This is a genomic window from Taklimakanibacter albus (assembly GCF_016595235.1).
Taxonomy (GTDB): Bacteria; Pseudomonadota; Alphaproteobacteria; order Rhizobiales; family Aestuariivirgaceae; genus Taklimakanibacter; species Taklimakanibacter albus.
The window spans coordinates 2223631-2246908 of sequence record NZ_JAENHL010000007.1 but is presented as its reverse complement, the minus strand read 5'-3'; the positions used below and the strand labels follow the sequence as shown (position 1 = coordinate 2246908).

General features: G+C 63.0%; 18 protein-coding genes. 6 read left to right on the top strand and 12 right to left on the bottom strand.

Annotation, left to right across the window (positions count from 1 at the left end):
- Positions 1-66 precede the first annotated feature (66 nt).
- Both iolD and JHL16_RS22135 read right to left on the bottom strand, forming a co-directional pair.
- Positions 67-1914, bottom strand: coding sequence for a 3D-(3,5/4)-trihydroxycyclohexane-1,2-dione acylhydrolase (decyclizing) (gene iolD, locus JHL16_RS22140; protein ID WP_200186978.1), 1848 nt, complete (start codon positions 1912-1914; stop codon positions 67-69).
- Positions 1911-3806 carry a bifunctional 5-dehydro-2-deoxygluconokinase/5-dehydro-2-deoxyphosphogluconate aldolase gene (locus tag JHL16_RS22135; protein ID WP_200186977.1) on the bottom strand — a complete coding sequence of 632 codons (1896 nt, stop codon included), beginning with the start codon at positions 3804-3806 and terminating at the stop codon, positions 1911-1913. Before JHL16_RS22135 ends, iolD begins: the two co-directional genes overlap by 4 nt.
- A gap of 98 nt (positions 3807-3904) precedes the next feature.
- Here JHL16_RS22135 and iolG point away from each other — a divergent pair, with 98 nt between their 5' ends.
- The gene (gene iolG / locus JHL16_RS22130) at positions 3905-4897 is read left to right on the top strand and encodes an inositol 2-dehydrogenase (RefSeq protein WP_200186976.1); all 993 of its coding nucleotides are present in this window, start codon (positions 3905-3907) and stop codon (positions 4895-4897) included.
- Between the two features lie 156 nt (positions 4898-5053).
- Here iolG and JHL16_RS22125 read toward each other — a convergent pair whose 3' ends face one another.
- Positions 5054-5884: a MurR/RpiR family transcriptional regulator gene (locus JHL16_RS22125; protein WP_200186975.1), complete on the bottom strand. Its 831-nt coding sequence runs from the start codon at positions 5882-5884 to the stop codon at positions 5054-5056.
- A gap of 129 nt (positions 5885-6013) precedes the next feature.
- On the opposite strand from JHL16_RS22125, the gene JHL16_RS22120 reads away from it, so the two are divergent.
- The 4 genes from JHL16_RS22120 (at position 6014) to JHL16_RS22105 (ending at position 10063) form a co-directional block, all read left to right on the top strand.
- Positions 6014-6799, top strand: a complete 786-nt coding sequence (locus JHL16_RS22120; protein WP_348647253.1) for an ATP-binding cassette domain-containing protein — start codon at positions 6014-6016, stop codon at positions 6797-6799.
- Positions 6799-7782, top strand: coding sequence for an ABC transporter permease (locus JHL16_RS22115; protein ID WP_200186973.1), 984 nt, complete (start codon positions 6799-6801; stop codon positions 7780-7782). Before JHL16_RS22120 ends, JHL16_RS22115 begins: the two co-directional genes overlap by 1 nt.
- Before the next feature lie 73 nt (positions 7783-7855).
- Entirely contained in the window at positions 7856-8758 is a 903-nt protein-coding gene (locus JHL16_RS22110) for a sugar ABC transporter substrate-binding protein (protein ID WP_200186972.1), read from the top strand.
- A 183-nt stretch (positions 8759-8941) separates the two neighbouring features.
- Positions 8942-10063: a Gfo/Idh/MocA family protein gene (locus tag JHL16_RS22105; protein WP_200186971.1), complete on the top strand. Its 1122-nt coding sequence runs from the start codon at positions 8942-8944 to the stop codon at positions 10061-10063.
- A 252-nt stretch (positions 10064-10315) separates the two neighbouring features.
- Here JHL16_RS22105 and JHL16_RS22100 read toward each other — a convergent pair whose 3' ends face one another.
- The gene (locus JHL16_RS22100) at positions 10316-11995 is read right to left on the bottom strand and encodes an MBL fold metallo-hydrolase (protein ID WP_200186970.1); all 1680 of its coding nucleotides are present in this window, start codon (positions 11993-11995) and stop codon (positions 10316-10318) included.
- A 3-nt stretch (positions 11996-11998) separates the two neighbouring features.
- Positions 11999-12751, bottom strand: a complete 753-nt coding sequence (locus JHL16_RS22095; RefSeq protein WP_246771122.1) for an LOG family protein — start codon at positions 12749-12751, stop codon at positions 11999-12001.
- Positions 12752-12845: 94 nt separating this feature from the next.
- Between JHL16_RS22095 and JHL16_RS22090 the strand changes: the two genes are divergently transcribed.
- Positions 12846-13664, top strand: a complete 819-nt coding sequence (locus tag JHL16_RS22090) for a polyphosphate kinase 2 family protein (RefSeq protein ID WP_200186969.1) — start codon at positions 12846-12848, stop codon at positions 13662-13664.
- Here JHL16_RS22090 and JHL16_RS22085 read toward each other — a convergent pair whose 3' ends face one another.
- The 7 genes from JHL16_RS22085 to JHL16_RS22055 form a co-directional block, all read right to left on the bottom strand.
- Complete coding sequence (locus JHL16_RS22085; RefSeq protein WP_200186968.1) at positions 13665-16736, bottom strand: efflux RND transporter permease subunit; 3072 nt, start codon at positions 16734-16736, stop codon at positions 13665-13667. It lies immediately after the preceding gene.
- 4 nt (positions 16737-16740) lie between these two features.
- Complete coding sequence (locus JHL16_RS22080) at positions 16741-17865, bottom strand: efflux RND transporter periplasmic adaptor subunit (protein ID WP_200186967.1); 1125 nt, start codon at positions 17863-17865, stop codon at positions 16741-16743.
- A gap of 93 nt (positions 17866-17958) precedes the next feature.
- A complete protein-coding gene (locus tag JHL16_RS22075; RefSeq protein WP_200186966.1) occupies positions 17959-19992 on the bottom strand; it encodes an amylo-alpha-1,6-glucosidase in 2034 nt (677 codons plus the stop codon).
- Entirely contained in the window at positions 19989-20624 is a 636-nt protein-coding gene (locus JHL16_RS22070) for a cysteine hydrolase family protein (protein WP_200186965.1), read from the bottom strand. Before JHL16_RS22070 ends, JHL16_RS22075 begins: the two co-directional genes overlap by 4 nt.
- On the bottom strand, positions 20621-21667 hold the full coding sequence (locus JHL16_RS22065; protein ID WP_200186964.1) for an ABC transporter ATP-binding protein: 1047 nt from the start codon (positions 21665-21667) through the stop codon (positions 20621-20623). The genes JHL16_RS22070 and JHL16_RS22065 overlap by 4 nt, the downstream gene beginning before the upstream one ends.
- A complete protein-coding gene (locus JHL16_RS22060) occupies positions 21667-22437 on the bottom strand; it encodes an ABC transporter permease (protein ID WP_200186963.1) in 771 nt (256 codons plus the stop codon). The genes JHL16_RS22065 and JHL16_RS22060 overlap by 1 nt, the downstream gene beginning before the upstream one ends.
- Positions 22437-23249, bottom strand: a complete 813-nt coding sequence (locus JHL16_RS22055) for an ABC transporter permease (RefSeq protein WP_200186962.1) — start codon at positions 23247-23249, stop codon at positions 22437-22439. The genes JHL16_RS22060 and JHL16_RS22055 overlap by 1 nt, the downstream gene beginning before the upstream one ends.
- Between the last annotated feature and the right edge of the window lie 29 nt (positions 23250-23278).

Genomic DNA, 23278 nt, shown 5'->3' with positions numbered 1-23278 from the left:
AAAGACTCTACTGGATCCCGGCTTTCGCCGGGATGACGGTAGGGAGTGGATACCCACAATGATACCTCAATCCCCGATCCGCTGCTGCTTCACCGCCGTCTCATATTTCTTCCGCGCCGCGTCGACTTCCTTGCGCACCGACACTTCCGGCACCGCCACATCCCACCAATGGCCGCCGGCCTCGGTCGAGACCCACGGATCGGTGTCGATGACGATCACGGTGGTGCGCGTGTTGGCCTTCGCCGCCTTCAGCGCCGTTTCGAGATCAGCGAGTGAATTCACCTTTTCGGCGAGGGCGCCCATGCTCCGGGCATGGCCGGCGAAATCGATCTCGGGCAGCGTCTCATGCACGCTGTCGGCCAGGAGATTGTTGAAGCGGGCGCCGCCCGTCGCTTTCTGCAATCTGGTGATGCAGCCATAACCACGATTGTCGAGCAGTACTATGGTGAGCTTGATGCCCATCATCACCGAGGTGGCCACTTCCGAATTGAGCATGAGATAGGAGCCGTCGCCCACCATCACCACGACCTCGCGCTCGGGCTGCGCCATCTTCATGCCGAGGCCGCCGGCGATCTCATAACCCATGCAGGAGAAGCCATATTCGAGATGATAGGAAGACGGCGTGCTCGCCTGCCAGAGCTTGTGCAACTCGCCGGGCAGCCCGCCCGCGGCGCAGAGCAGCGAGATATCGCGGCCGAGCGCCCGCTGCACCGCGCCGATCACTTGCGCATCGGAAGGCAGCGCATTGGTGGCGGCCGTCACCGCATCGGCCTCCTTCATCCAGGCCTTGAAGCCATCCTGCGCCGACTTGGTCCAGGTGGCCGGTGCCTTATAGCTGCCGAGATTGGTGGACAGTTCCTCGAGCCCGACGCGCGCATCGGCGATGAGCGGCAAAGCGCGATGTTTGCCGGCATCGAAGACCTGCGTGTTGAGGCCGATGATCGTCTTGCCTTCATTCTTGAACAGCGCCCAGGAGCCAGTGGTGAAATCCTGCAAGCGCGTGCCGACCGCCAGGATCATATCGGCCTCTTCGGCCAGGCGATTGGAAGCGGATGTGCCGGTGACGCCGATGGCGCCCATATTGAGCGGATTGAGGAAGGGCAAAGACGATTTGCCGGCCTGCGTCTCGGTGACGGGAATGCCATGACGCTCGGCGAAGCCCGCCAAGGCGGCGGAGGCCTCCGAATAGAGCACGCCACCGCCTGAAATGATCACCGGCTTCTTGGCGTCGCGCAATCTTGCAACGGCGCGCGCCAGCTCATTCTCATCGGGGCGAATGCGGCGCTGCGTCCAGACTGTTTCGACGAAGAAGCTCTCCGGATAGTCGAAAGCTTCCGCCTGCACATCCTGGCAGAGCGCCAGCGTGACGGGGCCGCAGTCGGCCGGGTCGGTCAGAACTTCCATGGCGCGGGAGAGCGCCGGGATCAATTGCTCCGGCCTGGCGATACGGTCGAAATAACGCGAGACGGGGCGGAAGCAGTCATTGGCGGAGGCCGTGCCGTCGCCGAAATTCTCGACCTGCTGCAGCACCGGGTCGGGCTTGCGGTTGGCGAAGATGTCGCCGGGCAGGAACAGCACCGGCAGGCGGTCGACATGCGCGACGGCGGCGGCCGTCACCATATTGAGCGCGCCGGGACCGATCGAGGTGGTGCAGGCCATCATGCGGCGCCGGCGCGTCGCCTTGGCGAAAGCGATGGCCGCATGCGCCATGGCCTGCTCATTATGGGCGCGATAGGTCGGCAATTCATTCTTCACGCCATACAGCGCCTCGCCCATGCCGGCGACATTGCCATGCCCGAAAATCGCCCAGACGCCGGCGAAGAGCGGAACCTTCCTGCCGTCGACCATCGTCATCTGGCGGGTGAGGAAGCGCGCCAGCGCCTGGGCCATTGTGAGGCGGATCGTCTTGGTCATGAATGCGTCCTCTTCCACAAATCGACGAGCTTGCCGAAGCGCCCGGCCATGTCGGCGACCGCCTGGTCGTCGCCGAAGCGCCCGCCAAGCCAGTCTTTCGCCACATCATTGAAGATCGTGCGGCCAATGGCAAATCCCCTGACCTCCGGCTGGCCGGCGGCCGTCTCGAAGCCCCGGGCGAGCTCGCTTTCCGGTGCCTCGAGGCCCAGAAGCACGACGCCCCGGCAATAGGGATCATGGCGCTGAATGACCTCGCCGATGGCCTTCCAGGCCGCGCCCGAGGCTTGCGTCTCGAGCTTCCACCAGTCGGGCTTGATGCCGAGCCCATAGAGCTCGTCCAGCACGCGCGCCACCGTGTCGTCCATGAGCGCCCCGTTCTTGCCGCAGATGATTTCGACCATCAGCTCGCGGCCGACCCGGCGCGCCGCCTCGAACAGCGTGCGCAGCTTCTGCGCCTGCTCGTCCTTCAGAGCCTTGTCATCGTCGGGATGATAAAAAGCCAGGCATTTGATCGTATGCGTCACCGGCCATTCGGCGAGGCGGGCGCCGACATCCTGGGTGAATTCGAAGCGCAAGGGCCGCGACCCCGGTTCCTCCAGCGGCCGCGCGACCCACAGATTGTGCTGCGCCGCGTCGAACATGGCTTCCCGGCCATAGGTGTCGTCGAGCAGCATGCCGAAGCCTTCCTTGCCCCTGGACACCTGCGCCGTCGCCTTCACCGCCAGGCGCTTGAAATCGGCAATGCGCGTGCGCGGCACGCTGAGCTTGTCGGCGACCTCCTCGAGCTGCTTCCTGTGATCGATCGCCAGCGCCAGCAGGCTTTTCGCCTGCGGCCGCCGTGTCGTCGCCCAATGGACATGGTTGATCGCCTCGTCCTTGCGCAAAGCGCGGTGCGGGCTGCCGGCTTTAAGGAAATATTGCAGCTCATCCCAGGTCGGGATCTCGGGCGAGCAGAGGAGACGCGACACGGCGAAAGCGCCGCAGGCATTGGCCCAGGTCGCCGAGGTCGCGTGGTCCTCGCCTCTGAGCCAGCCGCGCAGGAAACCCGACATGAAGCTATCGCCGGCGCCCAGCACATTATAGACCTCGATCGGAAAACCCTTGCCGACGATGCCGTCCTCGATCCGGGCCGGAATGGCGTCGGGATAGACGACGCAGCCCATCGGCCCGCGCTTCAGCACGATGGTCGCCTTCGAGAGCGCGCGGATCTTGCGCAGCGCCGCGAGCGTGTCCTCGGCGCCACCGGCAATATGCACTTCCTCTTCGGTGCCGACGATCAGGTCGCAATCGGGGAGAATGGCCTGCAGGCTTTCCGAGACCTTGTCGGATTTGATGTAGCGCTCCTCGCCCGCCGCATGGCCGGCAAGGCCCCAGAGATTGGGCCGGTAGTCGATATCGAAGATGACCTTGCCGCCGCTCTCCTTGGCGATCCGGATCGCTTTACGCTGCGCCGCGCTGTTATGCGCGCGCGCGAAATGCGTGCCGGTGACGAGCACGGCCCGGCTCGAGCGGATGAAATCGGGGTCGATGTCGGCCTCCGACAAAGCGCTGTCGGCGCAGTTCTCGCGGTAGAAGATGAGCGGGAAGCTCTTGTCGTTCTCGACCGAGAGGAGGACGAGGGAGGTCAGGCGCTCCTTGTCGGTGGCGATGCCGGTGAGCGACACGCCCTCGCGCGCCATCTGCTCCGTGATGAAGCGACCCATCTGCTCATCGCCGACCCTCGTGATGAGGCCCGATTTGAGGCCCAGCCTGGCGGTGCCGATGGCGATATTGGACGGGCAGCCGCCTACAGACTTGGCGAAAGAGCCGATATCCTCCAGCCTGGCGCCGATCTGCTGGCCATAAAGATCGACGGAGGACCGGCCAATGGTGATCACATCCAGTTGCGCCATGGCCTGCCGATCGTCCTTGATTGCTGTGCTTGACGGTATGAAACAATAATTCTATTCAATCGTCAATTCGGAATATTTGTTCTGTTTTGGGAGGTCGCATGATCAGCTTCGGAGTTCTGGGCGCCGGCCGCATCGGCAAGGTTCATGGCAATACGCTGGCCAATTCCGGCCGCGCCAAGGTGGCTTACGTGGCGGACGCCGACGGCAAGGCTGCCGACAGCCTCGCCAAGGCCGTTGGCGCCAAGGTCGCCTCGGTCGAAGAGGTCATCAAGGCCAAGGACACCGATGCGATCCTCATCGCCACCCCGACCGACACCCATGCCGACCTGATCGAGGCCGCGGCGCAAGCCGGCAAGATGATCCTGTGCGAGAAGCCGGTGTCGCTCTCGGTCGAGCGCATCGAGAAATGTCTCGCCGTCGTCGAGAAGGCCAAGGTGCCGCTGATGATCGGTTTTCATCGCCGCTACGACCCCAATTTCTCGGTACTCGAGAAGCGCTTGCGTAAGGGGGAAGCCGGCGATGTCGAGATCGTCACCATTACCTGCCGCGATCCGGCGCCGCCGCCGGTCTCCTATATCGAACGCTCGGGTGGTCTCTATCGCGATATGATGATCCACGACTTCGACATGTCGCGCTTCCTTTTGGGCGGTGAGGAGATCGAGATCGTCCATGCGCTCGGCGGCAATATGGTCGACCCCGCCATCGGCAAGGCCGGCGATATCGACACCGCCGCGGTGCATATGCAGACCAAGCGCGGCGCCATGGTGATCATCACCAATTCCAGGCGCGCCACCTATGGCCACGATCAGCGCATCGAAGTGCATGGCAGCAAGGCGATGCTTCGCGCCGGCAATATCCACCTGACGACGGTCGAATGCGCCAATGGCGACGGCTTCACCAGCGACCTGATTCCCTTCTCCTTCATCGAACGCTACGCCGAAGCCTACCGCCTCGAAGTGCTGGCTTTCCTTGATGCGATCGAGAAGGGTGTGGCACCTACCGCCTCTGGCCATGATGGGCTTCAGGCCCAGAAGCTCGCCGAAGCGGCGACGGAAAGCTGGAAGACAGGGAAGCCCGTAAAGGTGAAATAGTATTTTGGCCCGCTTCGCGGGAAGAAAGTACCGTCATCCCGGCGAAAGCCGGGACCCATTAAATTCGTGCAAATTCTGCAGTGGTGCTCGCGTTGAAGGGCTTCAATGGATCCCGGCTTTCGCCGGGATGACGTATTGGGATAGGGGCGAGGATGTTTAGCTCCCGCGCTTCTCCGCCACGGCCACCGTCAGCGTCATAGCGAGTGCCAGCGTCGCCGCAAGCGAGCGGAAGCCTTCGAAATTGGCCTCCGCCACCTCGAACCAGATTTCGGCGTCGCGGGCGAGCGGCGAGAACGCGCTGTCGGTGATGGCGATCACCGGCACATGCATGCGGGCGGCTTGCGTGACGAGCGTCACCGTCTCGCTGGCATAGGGGGTGAAGCTCACCGCCAGCACCGCATCCTTGGGGGTTGCGAAAGTGAGATCGTTGGACGCCAATCCACCCAGCCCATCAATCAGCACATGGCGGATGCCGAGCTTGCCGAAGGCATAGGCCACGTAAGAGGAGATCGGGAAGGAGCGTCTGAGACCTACGATATAGATCGTCTGCGCCGCCGCCAGCCGCGCCACGGCCTTGTCGAGCGTTCCGGCCTCGAGCTTGCTGCCCAGATCGGCGATCGATTTCTGCGCCGCCTCCGAAAAACCCTCGAACAGGATATGCGCCTTGGACGCCGATTTCGCATGCTCGCGCAACTGCGCGATGCGCTCTTCGTAATTGGGCACCCGGTCGCGCAGCCTGGCGCGGAAGATCTCCTGCAATTCGGAGAAGCCCTGATAGCCCATGGCCTGGGAGAAGCGGATCAGCGAGGAGGGCTGCACCTGGGCCTGCTCGGCGATCGAGGCCACCGTCCCGAAAGCGATATCGTCGGGATGGTCGAGCGCGAAAGCGGCGATCTGGCTCAGGCGCTTGGGCAGCGTCTTGCCGCGCTCGATGATCAGCGCCTTCAATGCGGCGAAATCGCGGGGCGTCGTGTCGGCGGTGGTCATGGACGCATGTCAACAGAAGGGCTTGACGACGTCAAGCAAAAATGGAATAAACATTCTAATCACAAAAATAATCAACAGAATATTCTATTTCAGACCGACTGCCGGATCCTGAAGAGGGAGGATAGACAGGTGAGCGTCACGCAGACCCCATTATTGGAGGCCAAAGGCGTCACGAAGTATTTCGGGGCGATCACCGCGCTGCGCAATGTGAACTTCCATGTGAATGCCGGCGAGGCGCTGGGGGTGGTGGGCGACAATGGCGCCGGCAAGTCCACGCTCATGAAGATCCTCTCCGGCCTCTATCAGCCGAGCGAAGGCCAGCTCATCTTCGAGGGCCAGCCCGTTCATTTCTCGAGCCCGCGCGTCGCGCGCAACAGCGGCATCGAGATGGTCTATCAGGACTTCGCGCTCGCCGGGAACCTGCCGATCTACGAAAATATCTATCTCGGCCGCGAGCCCGGCACCAAGGTCGGCGGGCTCACCGTCATCGACAGGGCCAGGGAGCGCGAGATGGCGCAAGCCCATCTTGACAAGCTCAAGATCCATGTGAAAAGCGTCGACCAGCCAGTCGAGGAACTGTCCGGCGGCCAGCGCCAGGCGGTCGCCATCGCGCGCGCCACCGCTTTCGACGCGAAGGTCGTCATCATGGACGAGCCGACGGCGGCGCTCGCCATCAAGGAGGTCGGCAAGGTTCTCGATCTCATCAAGACGCTGAAGGAGCATGGCGTCGCGGTCATCATCATCTCGCATCGCATGGACGACATCTTCTATGCCTGTGACCGCGTGATGGCGCTGTTCCAGGGCACCAATTTCGCCGATGCGCCGCTCGTCGAGACCAACCGCAACGAGGTCATCGGCTGGATCATGGGAACGAAGGGCCATACCGCGCAGCTTGCGCATGACAAGGTGCATTGATGATCAGCAACAATCCCGCCTTGTCGCGTTTCCTCGAAAGCTACGGCATCATCCTCGTCGTTCTCGTGATGATGGCGATTCTTTATGCGACACAGCCGGCGACCTTCCTGTCGGCCACCAATCTCTCCAACATCCTCAAGCAGAACGCCTATCCGGCGATGCTGGCGCTCGGCATGTTCGTCGTCATCATCACTGCAGGTATCGATCTTTCAGTCGGCTCGGTGCTCGGCCTGTCGATCATCTGTCTCGCCGTCGCCGACAAGGCCGGCGTGCCCTGGCCGATCGTGCTCCTGATCGGTCCTCTGGTCGGTACCGCCTGCGGCCTTGTCAATGGCTTGGGCTATACCTTGCTCAAGCTGCCGCATCCCTTCATCATGACGCTCGGCACGCTCAATATCGCGCGCGGCCTGACCAGCCTGATCAGCCAGGCGCCGATTTCGGGCCTGCAGCCGGAGGTGCGATTCGCCGGGCAGAAAGTCTTCGACTTCGGCATCTTCCTGCCGCCGGCCGGCGTTCCCTTCAGCTTCTTCCTGGTCATCATCTGCGCCGTGGGCCTGTGGTTCTTCCTCAACCGCACCAATATGGGCCGGCATATCTTCGCCATCGGCGGCAATCCGCAAGCGGCGCGGGTGTCGGGCATCGATGTCGACCGGGTGCTGGTCTATGTCTATGCGATCTGCGGCTTCTTCGCCGGGCTTGCGGCGCTGCTGCTGGCGGGCCGGACCGACTCCGGCTTCCCGCTCGCCGGCATCGGCAATGAGCTCGATGCGATCGCCGCGGTGATCATCGGTGGCGCCAGCTTCTTCGGCGGACGCGGCACGGTGCTGGGCGTGCTGGCCGGCGTGCTGATCATGGGCCTGCTCCGCAATGGGCTCAATCTCAACAATATCAGCCCGTTCTGGCAGCAGATCCTCATCGGCCTGATCATCATCATCGCCGTTTATATCGACGTGCTCAGACGGCGCGCTGCTACGCGCAAATGACTTTATGGACCCGGCCCTGTCTCCTGCCGGGTCCTGTGTGTTGCGGAGACGTCATGCTTCATGGGAGGACTAAATGAAGAAGTTTCTGATCGCGGGTGCCGCACTTGCAGCGCTTGCCGGCTCGGCCTTCGCCGATCCGATCGTGCTCGACATGAAAGGCCCCGGCGCCGGCAACCCGTTCTGGGCGGCGGTGCAGGCGGGCGCCGAAGAGAAGGGCAAGGAGCTCGGCGTCGAGGTCGTGGTGATGTCGCCGCCGGCCGAATCCGATGTCCAGGCGCAGATCGGTCAGCTCGAGGACATGCTGGCCAAGGGCATTTCCGGTCTCGCTCTGGCGCCGACCGATCCCAATGCGCTGGCCGCCGTCGTCGATGCCGCCAAGGCCAAGAACGTGCCGGTCGTCTTCGTCGACACCAAGGGCACCAATGAAGGCGTGACCTTCATCGGCACCAACAACCAGGTCGGCGCCAAGCTCGCCGCCGACTTCATCTGCTCGAAGATCGAAAAGGGCTCTGAAGTGGCGATCCTGCAGGGCATCATCACGCAGTCGACCGGCCAGGCTCGCGCCACCGGCGCCAAGGAAGGCCTGGAAGGCTGCGGCCTCAAGGTCGTCGCCGAGCAGCCGGCCGACTGGGATCGCGCCAAGGGCCAGTCGGTGATGGAGAACATCCTCACCGGCAATCCCAATATCAAGGCGGTCTTCGCGTCGAACGACAATATGGCGTTGGGCGCGGTCGAAGCGCTCAAGGCGGCCGACAAGCTGAAGGACGTCATGGTGGTCGGCTTCGACGCCAATCCGGATGCCGCGGCCTCGATCCTCGCCGGCGACATGACGGCTTCCGTCGCCCAGGCGCCCAAGAATATGGGCGCCTTCGCGGTCGAGAATCTGATCAAGCTCCAGAAGGGCGAGAAGATCGACGCGGTGATCGACACCGGCACGGTGCTCGTCACAAAGGACAATGCCGATCAGTACAAATAAGGCTGGTTTGGTCTTGAAGTGAAAGCGGGTCCCGGCGAAAGTCGGGACCTGCCACCTCCCGTCATGGCCGGGCTTGACCCGGCCATCCAGGCTCGCCGCCACACAGCTGTCGTGCGGATGGGCTGGATGGCCGCCTCAAGGGCGGCCATGACGAGCGGGGGATTAGCTTTGTAAGGGTGAGCCATGACATCTCTCGGCATCGGCCTGATCGGCACCGGCTTCATGGGCAAGTGCCATGCCATGGCGTGGAGCCATGTGCGGCCCGTCTTCGGCGATGTGCCTGAGATTCGTCTCGAAACTCTGTGCGACATCGATCCGGACGTCACCCAAAAGCGTGCCGCCGAATATGGCTTCGCGCGCGCCGAAACCGACTGGCGCAAGCTCGTCGATGATAAACGCATCGACATCATCTCGATCACCTCGCCCAACAATGTCCATCGCGAGATGGCGGTCGCTTTTCTCGAAGCCGGCAAACATGTCTGGTGCGAGAAGCCGATGGCGCTGACATTGGAAGAGGCGGAAGCGATGACGGTCGCCGCGACCAAGGCCAAAGGCCGCACTCTGCTCGGCTATAATTACATCAAGAATCCCGCTGTGCTGCATGCGAAGAAGCTCATTGACGCGAAAGCGATCGGCGACGTCGTGCATTTCCGCGGGCAAGTGGATGAGGACTATCTGGCCTCGCCCGACGTGCCGTGGAGCAAACGGGCGCGCATCGATCTGTGGGGCCTCGGCACGCTCGGCGACATAACCTGCCATCTGGTGAGCTTCGCGCATCTCTTAATCGGCGACATCGCCTCCGTCTCGGCCGATATGGAAACAGTGGTGAAGCAGCGCCCGGTGCCCGGCACCAGCGAAATGCGCGAGGTCGAGAATGAGGACATCGCCCATGCCATCGTGCGTTTCAAATCCGGCATTTCCGGCATGCTCGCCTCGAGCCGCGCCGCCTGGGGCCGCAAGAATCTGATCCGCTTCGAGGTGCATGGCACCAAAGGCATGCTCACTTTCGATCAGGAGCGCCTCAATGAGTTGCAGCTCTATATGAGTGAGGGGCCGGAGGAGACGCGCGGCTTCCGCACCATCCTCACCGGGCCGGTTCACACGCCCTATGGCCAGTTCACCCCGGCGCCCGGCCATCAGCTCGGCTTCAACGAGCTCAAGGTGATCGAGGCCAAACATCTCCTTGATTGCATCGCCAATGGGAAAGAGTGCTTCGTCAACTTCGCCGAAGGCCTCAAGATCGAGCGTGTCATCCACGGCATGGCGCAATCGGCGCGCGAGCGGAAGTGGGTGGATGTGGCCTGACGCTGCTCATGAGAGCGCCATCATCCCGGCTTTCACCGGGATGATGGAATTGTTGAATTGCAATCGCGGTCACAACAGTGACACTCAGGCAGCTTGCCCGAGGCTCATGACGCGAGCCGTTTCATGGCCGCACAGCAAATTCCCTGCTCCAGGGGCCCACAGGGTGCTAACTCTTTGAAAAACCTGGATCGACACCAGGATTTTCGGAAATACCCTGTAAATCCCTGATAATCCCTGTAATTTCGCTGTTCTTCAGCCCTCGTCGAAACCGCGGGCGCCACCCTTGCCCTCGTCGCGGCCCTTGTGCCGGCCATTGGGCGGCGGCATCTGGCCGTTGCCATTCTCCTCCTCGAGGGCGCGCTTGAGTCGCCGGATGATGACGGCGCGCGCCTTCTCGTCGGCCGCCTTGCCCACCATGTCGTTGATGCCGAGCATGAGCTCGGTCAGATCATTGTGCCAGTCGCGGCGCGCCAGCTTGTCGGGGCTGATGCGCGGCCTGACTTCGGCGGCGCTGAGCACCGGCTCTGCGCCGGTCAGATCATAGACATCATCGAGGCTCGGCCGGGCGATCCGGTCGGCGGGCATGATGTTGTTCTGCGCCACCTCGCCTTCCATGGCGATCTGGGCCGATTCTTCGCCATGGGTGAGGAAGACCATCTTGGCGATGGGCAGGCGCTCGCGCAGCCACTGCAGCAGCTCCGGTCCGTCGGCATGGCCTGAATAATCCTCGAAGCGGCGGATGGTGGCGCGGACCTTGACTTCCTCGCCATGGATCTTGACCGCTTGCGCGCCGTCCTCGAGCAGGCGGCCGAGCGTGCCCGCCGCCTGGAAGCCGACCAGCAGCACCGTGGCATTGGGCTTGAACAGATTGTTCTTGAGATGATGGCGGATGCGGCCCGCCTCGCACATGCCGCTCGCCGCGACGATGATATGGAAGCCCGAGAAGCGGTTGATCGCTTTGCTCTCCTCGACGCTTTCGGTCGTCTTCACATAGGGAGATTCGAGTGCCCGCAGCAGCGCGTCGCCGTTGCGCAGCGACTTGGCGTGCTGCGAGAAGATATTGGTGGCCTTGAGCGCCAGCGGCGAGTCGATGAAGACCGGCGCATTGGGAATGACGCCCTTGTCCATCAGCGCGATGAGATCGACCAGCACTTCCTGGGTGCGCTCGACGGCGAAGGACGGGATGAGCACGGCGCCCTGGCGGCTTGCCGCGGCGCGCAGTTCCGTGCCGAGCAGCTCGCGGCGCTTTTCTTCCGATCGTTCGAAACGGTCCTTGCCGCCATAGGTCGATTCACACACGACATAGTCGAAATCGGTCGGCGCCTCGGGATCGGGCTCGAAGAGCTTGGCGTCGGGGCCGATGTCGCCCGAGAACAGGATGCGCAAGGGCTTCTGGCCGGCACGCTCCACTTCCACCTCGATCGAGGCGGAGCCGAGCAGATGGCCGGCATTCCAGTAGCGCGCACGGATGCCCGGCACCGGTGTGATCCACATCTTGTAGGCAATGCCTTCGAAGAATTCGAGCGCCCTATGGGCGTCTTCCAACGTGTAGATCGGCTCGACCTCAGGCAGACCGCGCTTCCGGTTGCGGTCATTGAGCAGCCGGACTTCGGTCTCCTGGATGAAGCCCGAATCGGGCAGCATCACCGCGCAGAGATCGCAGGTCGCGTGCGTCGCATAGATCTTCTTGGCGAAGCCCGCCTTGACCAGCTTGGGGATCAACCCGGCATGGTCGATATGCGCATGGGTGAGAAGCATGGCGTCGATCTTGCGCGGATCGAAGGGGAAAGCCCGATAGTTCAGCTCCTTCTCGGTCTTCGAGCCCTGGAACATGCCGCAATCGATGATGAGGCGCGCCTGGTCCGTCTCGATCACATAGCAGGAGCCGGTGACGACGCGGGTGGCGCCGTGGAAATGCAGCTTGACGGTCATGCTTTATCCTTTGCGTTCGGGGATCTTGAGGCCGCGGGCGATGAGCTCGCCCCAGGCTTGTTCGGGCGTGTCGGCGAAAGCGAAGAGATCGAGATCCGCCGGGGCGCACAGGCCTTCCTCGACGAAGCGGTTGAAGTTGATGGTCTTGCGCCAGAAGATGCTGTCATAAAGCACGATCGGCAGCGCGTCGTCCATCTTGCCGGTCTGGCGAAGCGTCAGGATCTCGAACAATTCATCGAGCGTGCCGAAGCCGCCGGGAAACACGACGAGGGCCGCGGCGCGCATGGCGAAATGCATCTTGCGCATCGCGAAATAATGGAAGCGGAAGGTGAGGTCGGGCGTCGAATAGGCATTGGGCTCCTGCTCATGCGGGAGCGTGATATTGTAGCCGATCGAGGGCGCGCCGGCATCGACGGCGCCGCGATTGGCCGCTTCCATGATGCCGGGGCCGCCGCCGGTGGCGATCACATTCTGACGCGGTCCGGCATGATCATAGAGGGCGCCGCCGCGCTCCGAGACGATTCGGGCGAAGGCGCGCGCCGCCTCGTACCAGCCGCGCTTGTCGCCTTCCTTGACGCGGGCGGAGCCGAAGACCACGATGGTCGAGGCCACGCCCCATTTGCGCAGATATTCTTCCGCCTTCTGATATTCGAGGTGGAAGCGCACGCCACGCATCGTATCGCCGAGAACGAAATCCTGATCGAGGGCGGCGATCCGGTAGGCCGGCGACGCCATCTGAGCTTTGTTGTCTGTCATCATCAATCCTTCTGCTGTTAGGGAATAGAAGCCTGGGCCCTTGCAATCAAGCCCTGTTTGGCTCACGCTTATGCGAGCAAAAACAGGAGCTTGCATGGCCAGTCCGTTCGCCAGGAGATTCACCGTCGAAGGCGGTAAGAGCGTTTCGCTCGCCAAGATCGACCCGCGCGACGAGAGCGCTTTCGAAAGCAAGGAGAAGGCCAAGGCCGAGATCGCCAAGGACGCCGAGGCGATCAACCAGCTGCAGGACTGTCTCTATGCGGAAGGCCGGCGCAGCCTGCTCGTGGTGCTGCAGGGCATGGACTGCAGCGGCAAGGACGGCACGGTGCGCGCGGTGTTCAACACCTGCGGGCCGATCGGCGTCGAGGTCACGCCGTTCAAGGTGCCGAGCGCGGAAGAGCGCGCCCACGACTTTCTCTGGCGCGTCCACAAGGCGGCGCCGCCCAAGGGCATCATCGGCATCTTCAACCGCTCGCATTACGAAGACGTGCTGGTGGTGAAGGTGAAAAAGCTCGCCAAGCCGGAGGACATCGAGCGGCGTTATGAGGAGATCAACAACTTCGAGAAGCTGCTCAGCGACCACGGCACACGCATCCTCAAATTCATGCTGCATATCTCGAAGGACGAGCAGGCCGAGCGTCTGCGCGAGCGCGTGACGGACCCCAAGAAGTTCTGGAAGTTCAATCCGAGCGATCTCGAGGACCGCAAATTGTGGCCGCATTTCATGGATGCCTATGAGACGGCGCTCAAACGCTGCTCGCCGGCGCACGCGCCGTGGCACGTCATCCCGGCCGACCGCAACTGGGTGCGTAACGCCGCCATCGCCCGCATCGTGCGTGAGACCCTCGAGGACATGGCGCCGAAATATCCAAAGCCCGACGGCTGGGATCCGAAGAAAGTGGTGATCGAGTAGTTACTCCGCCGGCGCCGGCGCCGCATGCGCGACGTCCTTTGGCGCAATCGTGACCTTGCGCCCGGCGAGGCTGTAGACGGCGGGCACCACGAAGAGCGTGAGAAGCGTGCCGACGCTCATGCCGCCGACGATGACCCAGCCGATCTGCTGGCGCGCCTCGGCGCCCGCACCTTCGGCGAGCGCCAGCGGCACGGCGCCCAGCACCATCGCGGCCGTCGTCATCAGGATCGGGCGCAGGCGCAAGGTCGCCGCCTCGACGATCGCCTCTCCGCGGCTCTTGCCTTCCTCCTGCAAACGGTTGGCGAAGTCGACGATCAGGATACCGTGTTTGGTGATGAGGCCGACCAGCGTCACGAGCCCGATCTGCGAATAGATGTTGAGCGTGCCGCCGGTGAGCTTGAGGGCGAGAAGCGCGCCCGCCATCGACAGAGGCACGGTGAGCATGATCATCAAGGGATCGCGGAAGCTCTCGAACTGCGCCGAGAGCACCAGATAGATGAAGGCCAGCGCCAGCACGAAGATGAACAGGATATTGCTCGATGCGTCGCGGAATTCGCGGCTCTGGCCTGAGACGTCGGTGAGCGCGGTCGACGGCAGGATCTGCTCGGCGGTCGCCTGAACCGCCTGCAAGGCCTGGCCCAGCGTATAGCCGGGCGCCAGATTGGCCTGGAGGGTGACGGCGCGCAGCTGGTTGAAGCGGCGCAGGTCCTTGGGCGCCACCGTCTCGTGGATCGAGACGATGTTGGAGAGCTGGATCATCTCGCCGGCCGAGTTGCGCACGAACATGCGGGCGAGATTGTCGGGCGCCGAGCGTTCGCTCGGATCGAGCTGGACGATGACGTCATATTGCTCGCCGCCGATCTCGAAACGCGTCACCTGGCGGCCGCCGAGCATCGTTTCGAGCGTGCGGCCAATGACCGACACGTCGAGGCCCAGATCGGCGACGCGGTCGCGGTCGATCTTCACTTCGAGCTGCGGCTTGTTGAGCTTGAGATTGCTGTCGAGATCGGTGAGGCCCGGATTCTCGGCGAGCTTGTCGAGCATTGCGTCGCTGTATTTCTGCAGGTCCTCGTAAGTGCCCGAGGTCTGGATGACGAACTCGACGGGGCGGCCGCCGCCGCGCCGGCCGAAGCCGCCCGAGGAGCGCGCCGAGACCTGGGCGCCCGCCACCTTGCGCAATTCAGGGCCCAAACGCTGGGCGATCTGCGATTGGGTCAGATTGCGTTCGGAATAGTCCTTGAGGCGTCCGATCGAGAAGAATTCGTTCACTTCCGGCTGGCCGACGGTGACGAGATAGGAGCGGATATCGGGTGACTTGGCAAGAATACCTTCGACCTGGCCGGCATAGCGGTTGGTGAAAGCAAGCGTCGAGCCTTCCGGTGTCTGACCCGATATCTGCAGCACGCCGCGGTCCTCGCTCGGCGTCAGCTCGGAATTGAGTCCCGTGAAGAGCACGCCGCCCATGCCGGCGACACCGAGCGCAATCAGGAACACGACATAACGCAGCTTGATCGCGAAAGTGAGGAGGCCGTGATAGGCCCGCTCGAGGCGGGCGAGAATGGTCTCGATGAAACGGGCGATGATATTCGGCCGGTCATTGTGCTTGAGCAGCTTCGAGCACATCATCGGCGTGAGGGTCAGCGCGATGAAGCCGGAAATGACCACCGCGCCGGCCAGAGTTAGCGCGAATTCGAGGAACAGGCGGCCGGTCGAGCCCGGCATGAAGGCGATCGGTGCATAGACGGCGGCCAGCGTCAGCGTCATCGCGACGACGGCGAAGCCGATCTCGCGCATGCCCTTGAGCGCCGCGTCGAAGGGCTTCATGCCCTCTTCGACATGGCGGAAGATGTTCTCGAGCACGACGATGGCGTCGTCGACCACGAGGCCGATGGCCAGCACCATGGCGAGCAGCGTCAGCATGTTGATCGACAGGCCGGCCATCAGCATGATCGCGAAAGTGGCGACCAGCGAGATCGGGATGGTGATGATCGGGATGATCGCGGCTCTCAGCGAATGGAGGAAGAACATGATGATCAGGATCACCAGCGCGATCGCCTCGAGGATGGTCGAGAACACCGAATTCACCGACTGCTCGATGAACTGGGTGGAATCATAGCCGATCTCGGCATTCACCCCGTCGGGCAGCGAATCGATGATCGACGGCATGACCTCGCGCACCGCTTTCGAGACATCGAGCGGATTGGCGACCGCCTGCTTGATGATGCCGACGGTGATCGACGTCTGGCCCATATAGCGGCTGATGCGGCGCACATCGGTGGAGCTCAGCTCGACACGCGCGACGTCGCCGAGCTTCACCTGCAGGCCGCCGGCCGGCTTCAGCATGATGTTGCGGAACTCTTCCGGTGTTGCCAAAGCGGTCTTGGAGAGAACGGTGAATTCGCGGTCGGCGCTTTCGATGCGCCCGGCCGGGATCTCGGCATTCTGCTTGCGCAGCGCATCCTCGATGTCCTGGGCGGTGAGGCCGTAGCCGGCGAGGCGGTCGCGGTCGAGCCAGATGCGCATGGCATAGAGACGCTCGCCATAGATGGCGGCGTCAGAAATGCCGGTCAGGTTCTTGAAGCGGTCGACGACATAGCGGTCGACATAGTCGGTGAGCTCGATGGCGTTCAGCCGGTCGGAGCGGAAGGTGATGTAGATGATGGCCTGGGCGTCAGCCTCCACCTTGGCGATGATCGGCTCGTCGACCTCGTCTGGCAAACGGCCGCGAACGCGGCTCACGCGGTCGCGCACGTCGCTCGCCGCCGTGTCGATATCGATATCCGACTTGAAGCGGATGGTGATGCGGCTCGATTCGGAGCGGCTGGTCGATTCGATGATGTCGATGCCCTCGATGCCGGCGAGCGAACCCTCGAGCACCTGGGTGATCTGCGATTCGATGAGGACGGCGGAGGCGCCGGTATAGGTGGTGTTCACCGAGACGACCGGCTCGTCGACTTGCGGATATTCGCGCACGGTGAGCCGGCCATAAGCGACGATGCCGATCAGGAGGATGATCAGGCTCAAGACGGTGGCGAAGACGGGGCGGCGGATACAGAGTTCGGAGAGCGACATCCGCTCAGCCCTCGACGGCGGCGGTCGCCGGCGGGACGATCTCGACATCGGAGCCGTCGCGCAGGCGCGACTGTCCGGCGATCACCACCTGCTGGCCGACCTCGATCCCGTCGAGAATCTCGACGAAGCCATTCTCGCGCCGGCCGGCCAGAACCTTCGTCTCCTTCGCCTTGCCATTGTCGGTCTTGAAGACGAGGAAATCCTCGCCGCGCGACACCAGCGCGCTTTCAGGGATGGTGACCGCGGTGCGCGGCTGGCCCTTCACCGTGATGCGGGCGAGAAGACCGGGGCGCAGTTTGCCGTCCTGATTGGCGAGCGTCGCCTTGACGCGGACAGCGCGGCCATTGACGTCGATCGCGGGGTCGATGGCGTAGATCGTGCCTTCGAAGCGGACGCCGGGCAGGGCGTCGGCCGTGATGTCGATCTTCTGTCCGGCCGCGAGCTTGCTCAGATAGAATTCGGGCACGCTGAAATTCACCTTGAGCTGGTCGATCTTCTCCAGATTGACGAGCGGCGTGCCGGCGGTGACATAGGCGCCGAGTGAAATGGAGCGGAAGCCGAGCTCACCCGGAAACGGCGCCTTGATCGACAGCTTCTCCTGCTGGGTACTGATCAGGTCGTAGGCCGCCTGCTGGACCAGCAACTCCGACTGCGCGGTGTCGAGCGTGGTCTGCGAGGCGGTGCCCGATTTGCGCAAGGTGGCGGCGCGGTCGTAAGTCGACTGGGCGAGCGTCAGACGCGCTTTGGCGTCCTCGAGCTGGGCGGCGATGAGCTTGTCATCGAGCTTGATGAGCACGGCGCCGGCCGCGACGGACTGGCCCTCGGTGAAGGCGATCTCGGCCACCCGGCCATTGGTCTCGGCGGCGATCTGCACCGATTCATCGGAGAGCAGCGAGCCCACCGCGGTGATGTCGTCGCTCAGCGTCTTGGCGGCGGCCGCGACCACTTCGACGGGGGAGGCATTGGCGGGCCGCGCCTGGCGCTTCTCCGCGGCCGGCTGTGGCGCGGCCGCCTTCAGCTTGCCGGTGGCGGCCGACACGATAGGCTCCACCCAGCCGGCGCGCTGGGCGGTGTAGCCGGCGCCAGCCAGCAAAGCGAGAACAAACAGAGAAACCAGCGTTTTCTTCATAGAATTCTAGAATAGCGGATATTGGGCCCGTGGATAAGACGAGGGGAAACCTAAAACCCGTCGCTTTAAAGGCGGCCTGACCGCCGTCCCGGCTCACACGCTCGTGATCGGTCCCGCCACCCGGCCCTGCTTATCGGTCGAAAAAACGATGTCTTCACCCCGCCTGACCGTGAGGGTCTTGCCTTTGCGCGTGATCGTCACAGAACCCAATGGGCTCATGACCGGGCCGATCGCGAAATCCTTGCCTTCATTGCGCAGTTGCCAGCCTTGCCAGGGCAGGAAGCTCATCGTCCGGGCATGCTGCATGAAAGGTAAGAGCGCCGACCAGGAATAGAAAGGATCGGTGTCGGGCTGATCGAGACCCTCGCCGGACACGGGATGGTAGTTTTCGGGCGACAGGCGCCCTTCGTCCCAGCTCTTGGTGAAAAGCTTCCAGCTCTTCTCGACGAGCCGGTCGGCCGCTTCAAATTCGCCGGCGCGTTCGAGGCCGTTCCACACCAGCCAGTTGAGGATCGGCCAGATGCGGCCGCGCCAATAGACATTGTCGTTCACCGCGGGATCGTCACGCGACACCGAAGGCAGGCCGAAGGCGCCGCCGAACTTCTTCGGGTCGTCCAGAGCTTTCAGCAGATGTTTCGTCTGCTCCTGCGAGGCAGCGCCGCACAGCAAGGGATAGAAGCTCGTCGGCGCGACGCTTTTCACGAAGGCGCCGGACCACAGGCGGTTGGCGAATATCTTGCGCCTGTCGTCCCAGAAATGCTTACCGATCTTCCTGCGCATCGTCCCGGCATGGGCATCGTGCCGTTTGGCTTCGTCGCTGAGGCCGAGCGCGCGCGCCATATGGGCGAGCATCTCGCAATCGAGGCAGACGAGACAATTGAGGCCGACATCTTCGCTGTCGAGGGTACGGCTCTCTTCGTTCCAGCGCGCCTCGTCATGGATCGGCGAGTTGTCCATGAAGGACTCGTCCTTGGCGGCGAGCTTGGTGCCTTTGTAGAGGCCCTGTCCGACATCGGAAGATCCGAATTCGAGGAGCCCGTTGCCGTTGCCGTCGCGAACGTCGCGGATCCATTCGTTGTTCCGCGCCAGCGTCTGATAGGCCATGTCGATGAACAGGCGGTTGCCGGTGCGCAGATAGATCTGCCAGACGATGAAGGAGATGAGCGGCGTCTGGGTGCGGTCGACCCAGGCGTCGTTGCCGGTCATGATGCAGGGCAGGTTGCCTTGCGGCGTCGCTGCCGACAGCAGCATCGCCAGATTCTCGCGCGCCTGATCGGGATCGAACTGAGCGACGATGAAAGCATTGATCGCCGTGTCGTTGAGCCAGAAGCCGAAGCCGCCGAACTTCTTCAGATCCCAGTTGCGCGAGCAGGTGATGTAAGGACGGTGATTGACGCTGTCCCAGATGGTGTTCCAGCCCATGATGTCGGCCATGGCGTCGAGCGCCGGCCCGCGCGAGGGCGCGGTGGTGGCCGGCAGTGGCTTGGCGAGGCGGGCAAAGGCCTTCTCCTTGCGGTCGGCAATCGTCACCGCGAAATCATTCTCAGGTGCTTCCTCGAGATTGAAGCGCAGCGCCAGGACCTTGGCACTTTCACCGCGCGAGGCCAGATACCAATAGCCGTTGGTCTCATATTCGGTGCGCAAGGCGTCGAGGCTCTCATGCGCGGTCACCAGAAGTGGTGCATGTTTCGCCTTGATCGCCACGGTGCGCGGCCCGATGGTGCAATAAGCGGTGCGGGCCGTTTCATCATAATGCCAGAGCGCGCCATCATTCTGGCTCAAGGCCAGCACGACCCAGTAGCGCAGGCCCCATTCGCCGAATTTCGCGGTCTTCCAGGCGCCGGTGATCTCGAAGGGCGATGGTTTGGTGCAAGTCCAGTCGAGATGGGTGCCGCCATGGGCGAAGGACGCCTCGATGAGACTGCCATCCGGCTCGTGCCGGCCGAGCTTGATCTCCGAGCCCGGCCCCATCAGCGTCGTCTTGCCGATGCTCGCGGCATAGAAGACCGGGGTGATCTTCACGCCGAGCGGCAGATGCGACATTTCGAGATAACGGTCGGCGGCCCAGCTGTTCCAGGCGCGGTGCGTCGGGATATTGGGCGTGCGCAGATAATTCGGAACCGTCATGGCGACCAGGCTTTCAGCAAAGTGTCGGTGTCGATGAGCTCGACCTGCTGGTCGAAGCGCGGATAGATGCCGTCGAGCGCGGCCGCATGGCTCGCTTTATTGGAGCTGGCGATGGCGTCGGAGACGAGGATGGTGCGATAGCCGCGATCGACCGCGGTCAAGGCGGTGGCGAGCACGCAGACATCGGTCTCGACGCCGGTGAAGATGATCGTGTCGGCGCTCAATTCATCGAGCGCGTCCTGGAAGGCCTGAGCCTCGAAAGCCGAATGCACATATTTGTCGATGACACGCGCCGGCGGCACGAAGGGACGCAAGGGCGGCAGGAGATCGAGCAGGTCGTGATCGATATTGCTGGCCAGCACGCTTTTCCAGTGGCGGTAATAGATCTGCCACTGGCCCTTGGCGTCCTCGACATGCTCAGGCGTCAGGAACCGGGTGAAAAGGGTGAGATGCGGCGCGTGGGCGACGATGCGGCGCACCGTCGGCTCGATCGCATGGACGACGGGGGCGGCCCATTCGGTCTCTTCGGCGAACAGCCGCTGCATGTCGATGCAGACATGGACGGCGCGCTTGCCGATGGCGCCGAAACGAAGTCCCGTAATGGCGTTGCGCGTTTCGAGAGTGTCGCTCATGCGTCCACCGGAATGGTCTGCTCTGGGTCCCAGCTTGCCGTGACAAGGGCGCCCGTCGCGAGCACCTCGCCGGTCTGGTTCTGGATGAAGGCGAGGAGCGGCGTATCACCCAGTACCTTGGTACGGATGCGATAGGTCACACTGGCGCCGGAATAGATCGCCTGGATGATCTCGCCTTCGATACTGTTGCCTTGCGCCTTCTTGTGTCCGCCTGCGACGCGCAATTTCTCCGGCCGCACGATAGCCGCGCCCGTCGAGGGTTTGAGCGTCGCGATGACCGTGCCGTCGGCGAGCTTCAGGCCTTCCGCGACAGGCGTGCCGCGGAACACATTGGCGTCGCCCAGGAAGTTCGCGGCGAAGACGGTGGCCGGCCGCTCATAGACAGTCTGCGGCGCATCGACCTGGATCAGCCGGCCCTGGTCGATGATGGCGATGCGGTCGGACAGTGTCAGCGCCTCTTCCTGGTCGTGGGTAACGAAGATGGCGGTGATGCCCGTCTCGCGCTGGATGTCCTTGAGCTCGACCTGCATTTCCTGGCGCAGCCGGCGGTCGAGCGCGCCGAGCGGCTCGTCGAGCAGCAGCACCTTGGGGCGCGTGATCAGCGCGCGGGCAAGCGCCACGCGCTGCTGCTGGCCGCCCGACAATTGCCGGGGATAACGGCCTTCGAGGCCCGAAAGACGGACCATCGCCAGCATCTCGGCGGCGCGCTTCTTGATGTCCTCGCGCGCCACGCCCCTCACATCGAGGCCGAAGCCGATATTCTCGGCGATGGTCAGATGCGGAAAGAGCGCATAGGACTGGAACACCATGCCGATGGCGCGGCGATGCACTGGAACGGATTCCACCTGCTCGCCGTCGAAGGAGATCGTGCCTTCGTCAGGTATGATGAAACCCGCGATCGAGCGCAGCAAGGTGGTTTTGCCCGAGCCCGAGGGGCCGAGCAGGCCGAAGAACTCGCCGTCATTGAAGGTGATCGAGACATTGTCGAGCGCGGCGAAGGTACCGTAGCGTTTGGTCACATGCTGGATGTCGACGCGGCTCATCAATTGTCTCCGCCGAATTTGTAATTGCGCGCCACGATCAGCATGAGCCCCATGGAGAAGAGAATGATGATCGAGGAGATGGCGTTGATCTCGGGCGTGAAACCTTTGCGGATCGACGTATAGATTTCGACGGGCAAAGTCGACGTTCCGGGCGGCGCCAGGAAATAGGAGATGACGAACTGATCGAAGGAGACGGCGAAGGCGAAGAGGCCCGCGGCGATGATGCCGGGCAGCAAGACCGGAACCGTGATGCGCCAGAAGGTCTGCCAGGGTGTGGCGCCGAGGCTCGCGGCGGCTTCTTCGAGCTGCGGCCCGAAATTGGCGAAGCGGGCACTCACCACCACGATCACATAAGGCAAGGACAGCGCCACATGGCCGAGCAGGATGGCGTGCAGTCCGCGGCCGATGCCGGTCCAGAAGAAGAAGATCAGCATCGAGGTGCCGATGATGAGCCATGGGATGGTGATCGGCGGGAAAAGCAGGATCTGCAAGAGCCGCTTGGCGCGGAAATCGTAGCGCGCGAAGGCATAAGCGGCGAGGGTTCCGAGCGTGGTCGCGATCGCCGCATTGACGCAGGCGATCCAGATGCTGTTCCAGCTCGCCTGCAAAAGCCGGTCGTTCTGCGCCAACGCCTTGAACCAGACGAGATCGAAGGTGAAAGGCATCTCGTAGAGGGCCGAGCGGTTGAAGGCCATGGCGATCATCACCACGATCGGCAGATAGAGAAAGACGAGCACGGCGCCCAGATAGAGTTTGGCGGTCCGTTCCATCAGCCCACCGCCATCTGCTTCTTGAGGAAGGGGGCGGCGATCAAAAGGATGATCAGCACCATGCCGAGCATGGTGAAGGAAAGAGCGGCACCCAAGGGCCAGTTGAAGGCGGTGATGAACTGGCCTTCGATGATCGGACCCAGCATGATCGCGTCCTTGCCGCCCAAGATACGCGGCTCCATGAACGAGCCGATCACCGGCACGAAGATGAGGAATACCGCCGCCAGGATGCCGGGCATGCTCAAGGGCAAAGTGATGCGGCGGAAGGCCTGGGCCGGTGTGGCGCCAAGGCTGCGGCCCGCCTCGATGAGCGAGTCGTCGACCGCCTGCAGCGAGATGTAGCAGGTGAGGATCGCGTAAGGCAGATAGGCGTGGACGAGGCCGACGACGATCGCCGGATAGGAGAAGAGAATATTGAAGGGCTCACGCAGCACCATGGTCCAGGAGAAGGTGCGCACCAGCGCGTTGGACCAGAAAGGCAGGATGATGAGCAGGAAGATCGCCTCGCGCCAGCGGCCTTTGATATATTTGGCGAGGCCGAGGGCCGCGGGATAACCGATGATCAGGCAGAGCGCCGTCACATAGAGGCCGAGCTCGATCGAGCGCCAGGCATTGTACCAGTAAATCTGCTTGGTGAAGAAATCCGTATAATGCTTCAGCGTGAAGCTGACTTCCTTGCCGCCGAGCGGCGAGGCGGTGAGGAAGCTGAAATAGAACATCGTCGCCAGTGGCAGCATCACCGTGACGGCGAGCCATAGATAAGCCGGCGCCGTCAGCGCGAAAACGGTGCGGGTCTGGCGGGAGACGGCCATCAGGCCTTCTCCCACGCGATGCGCGGGAG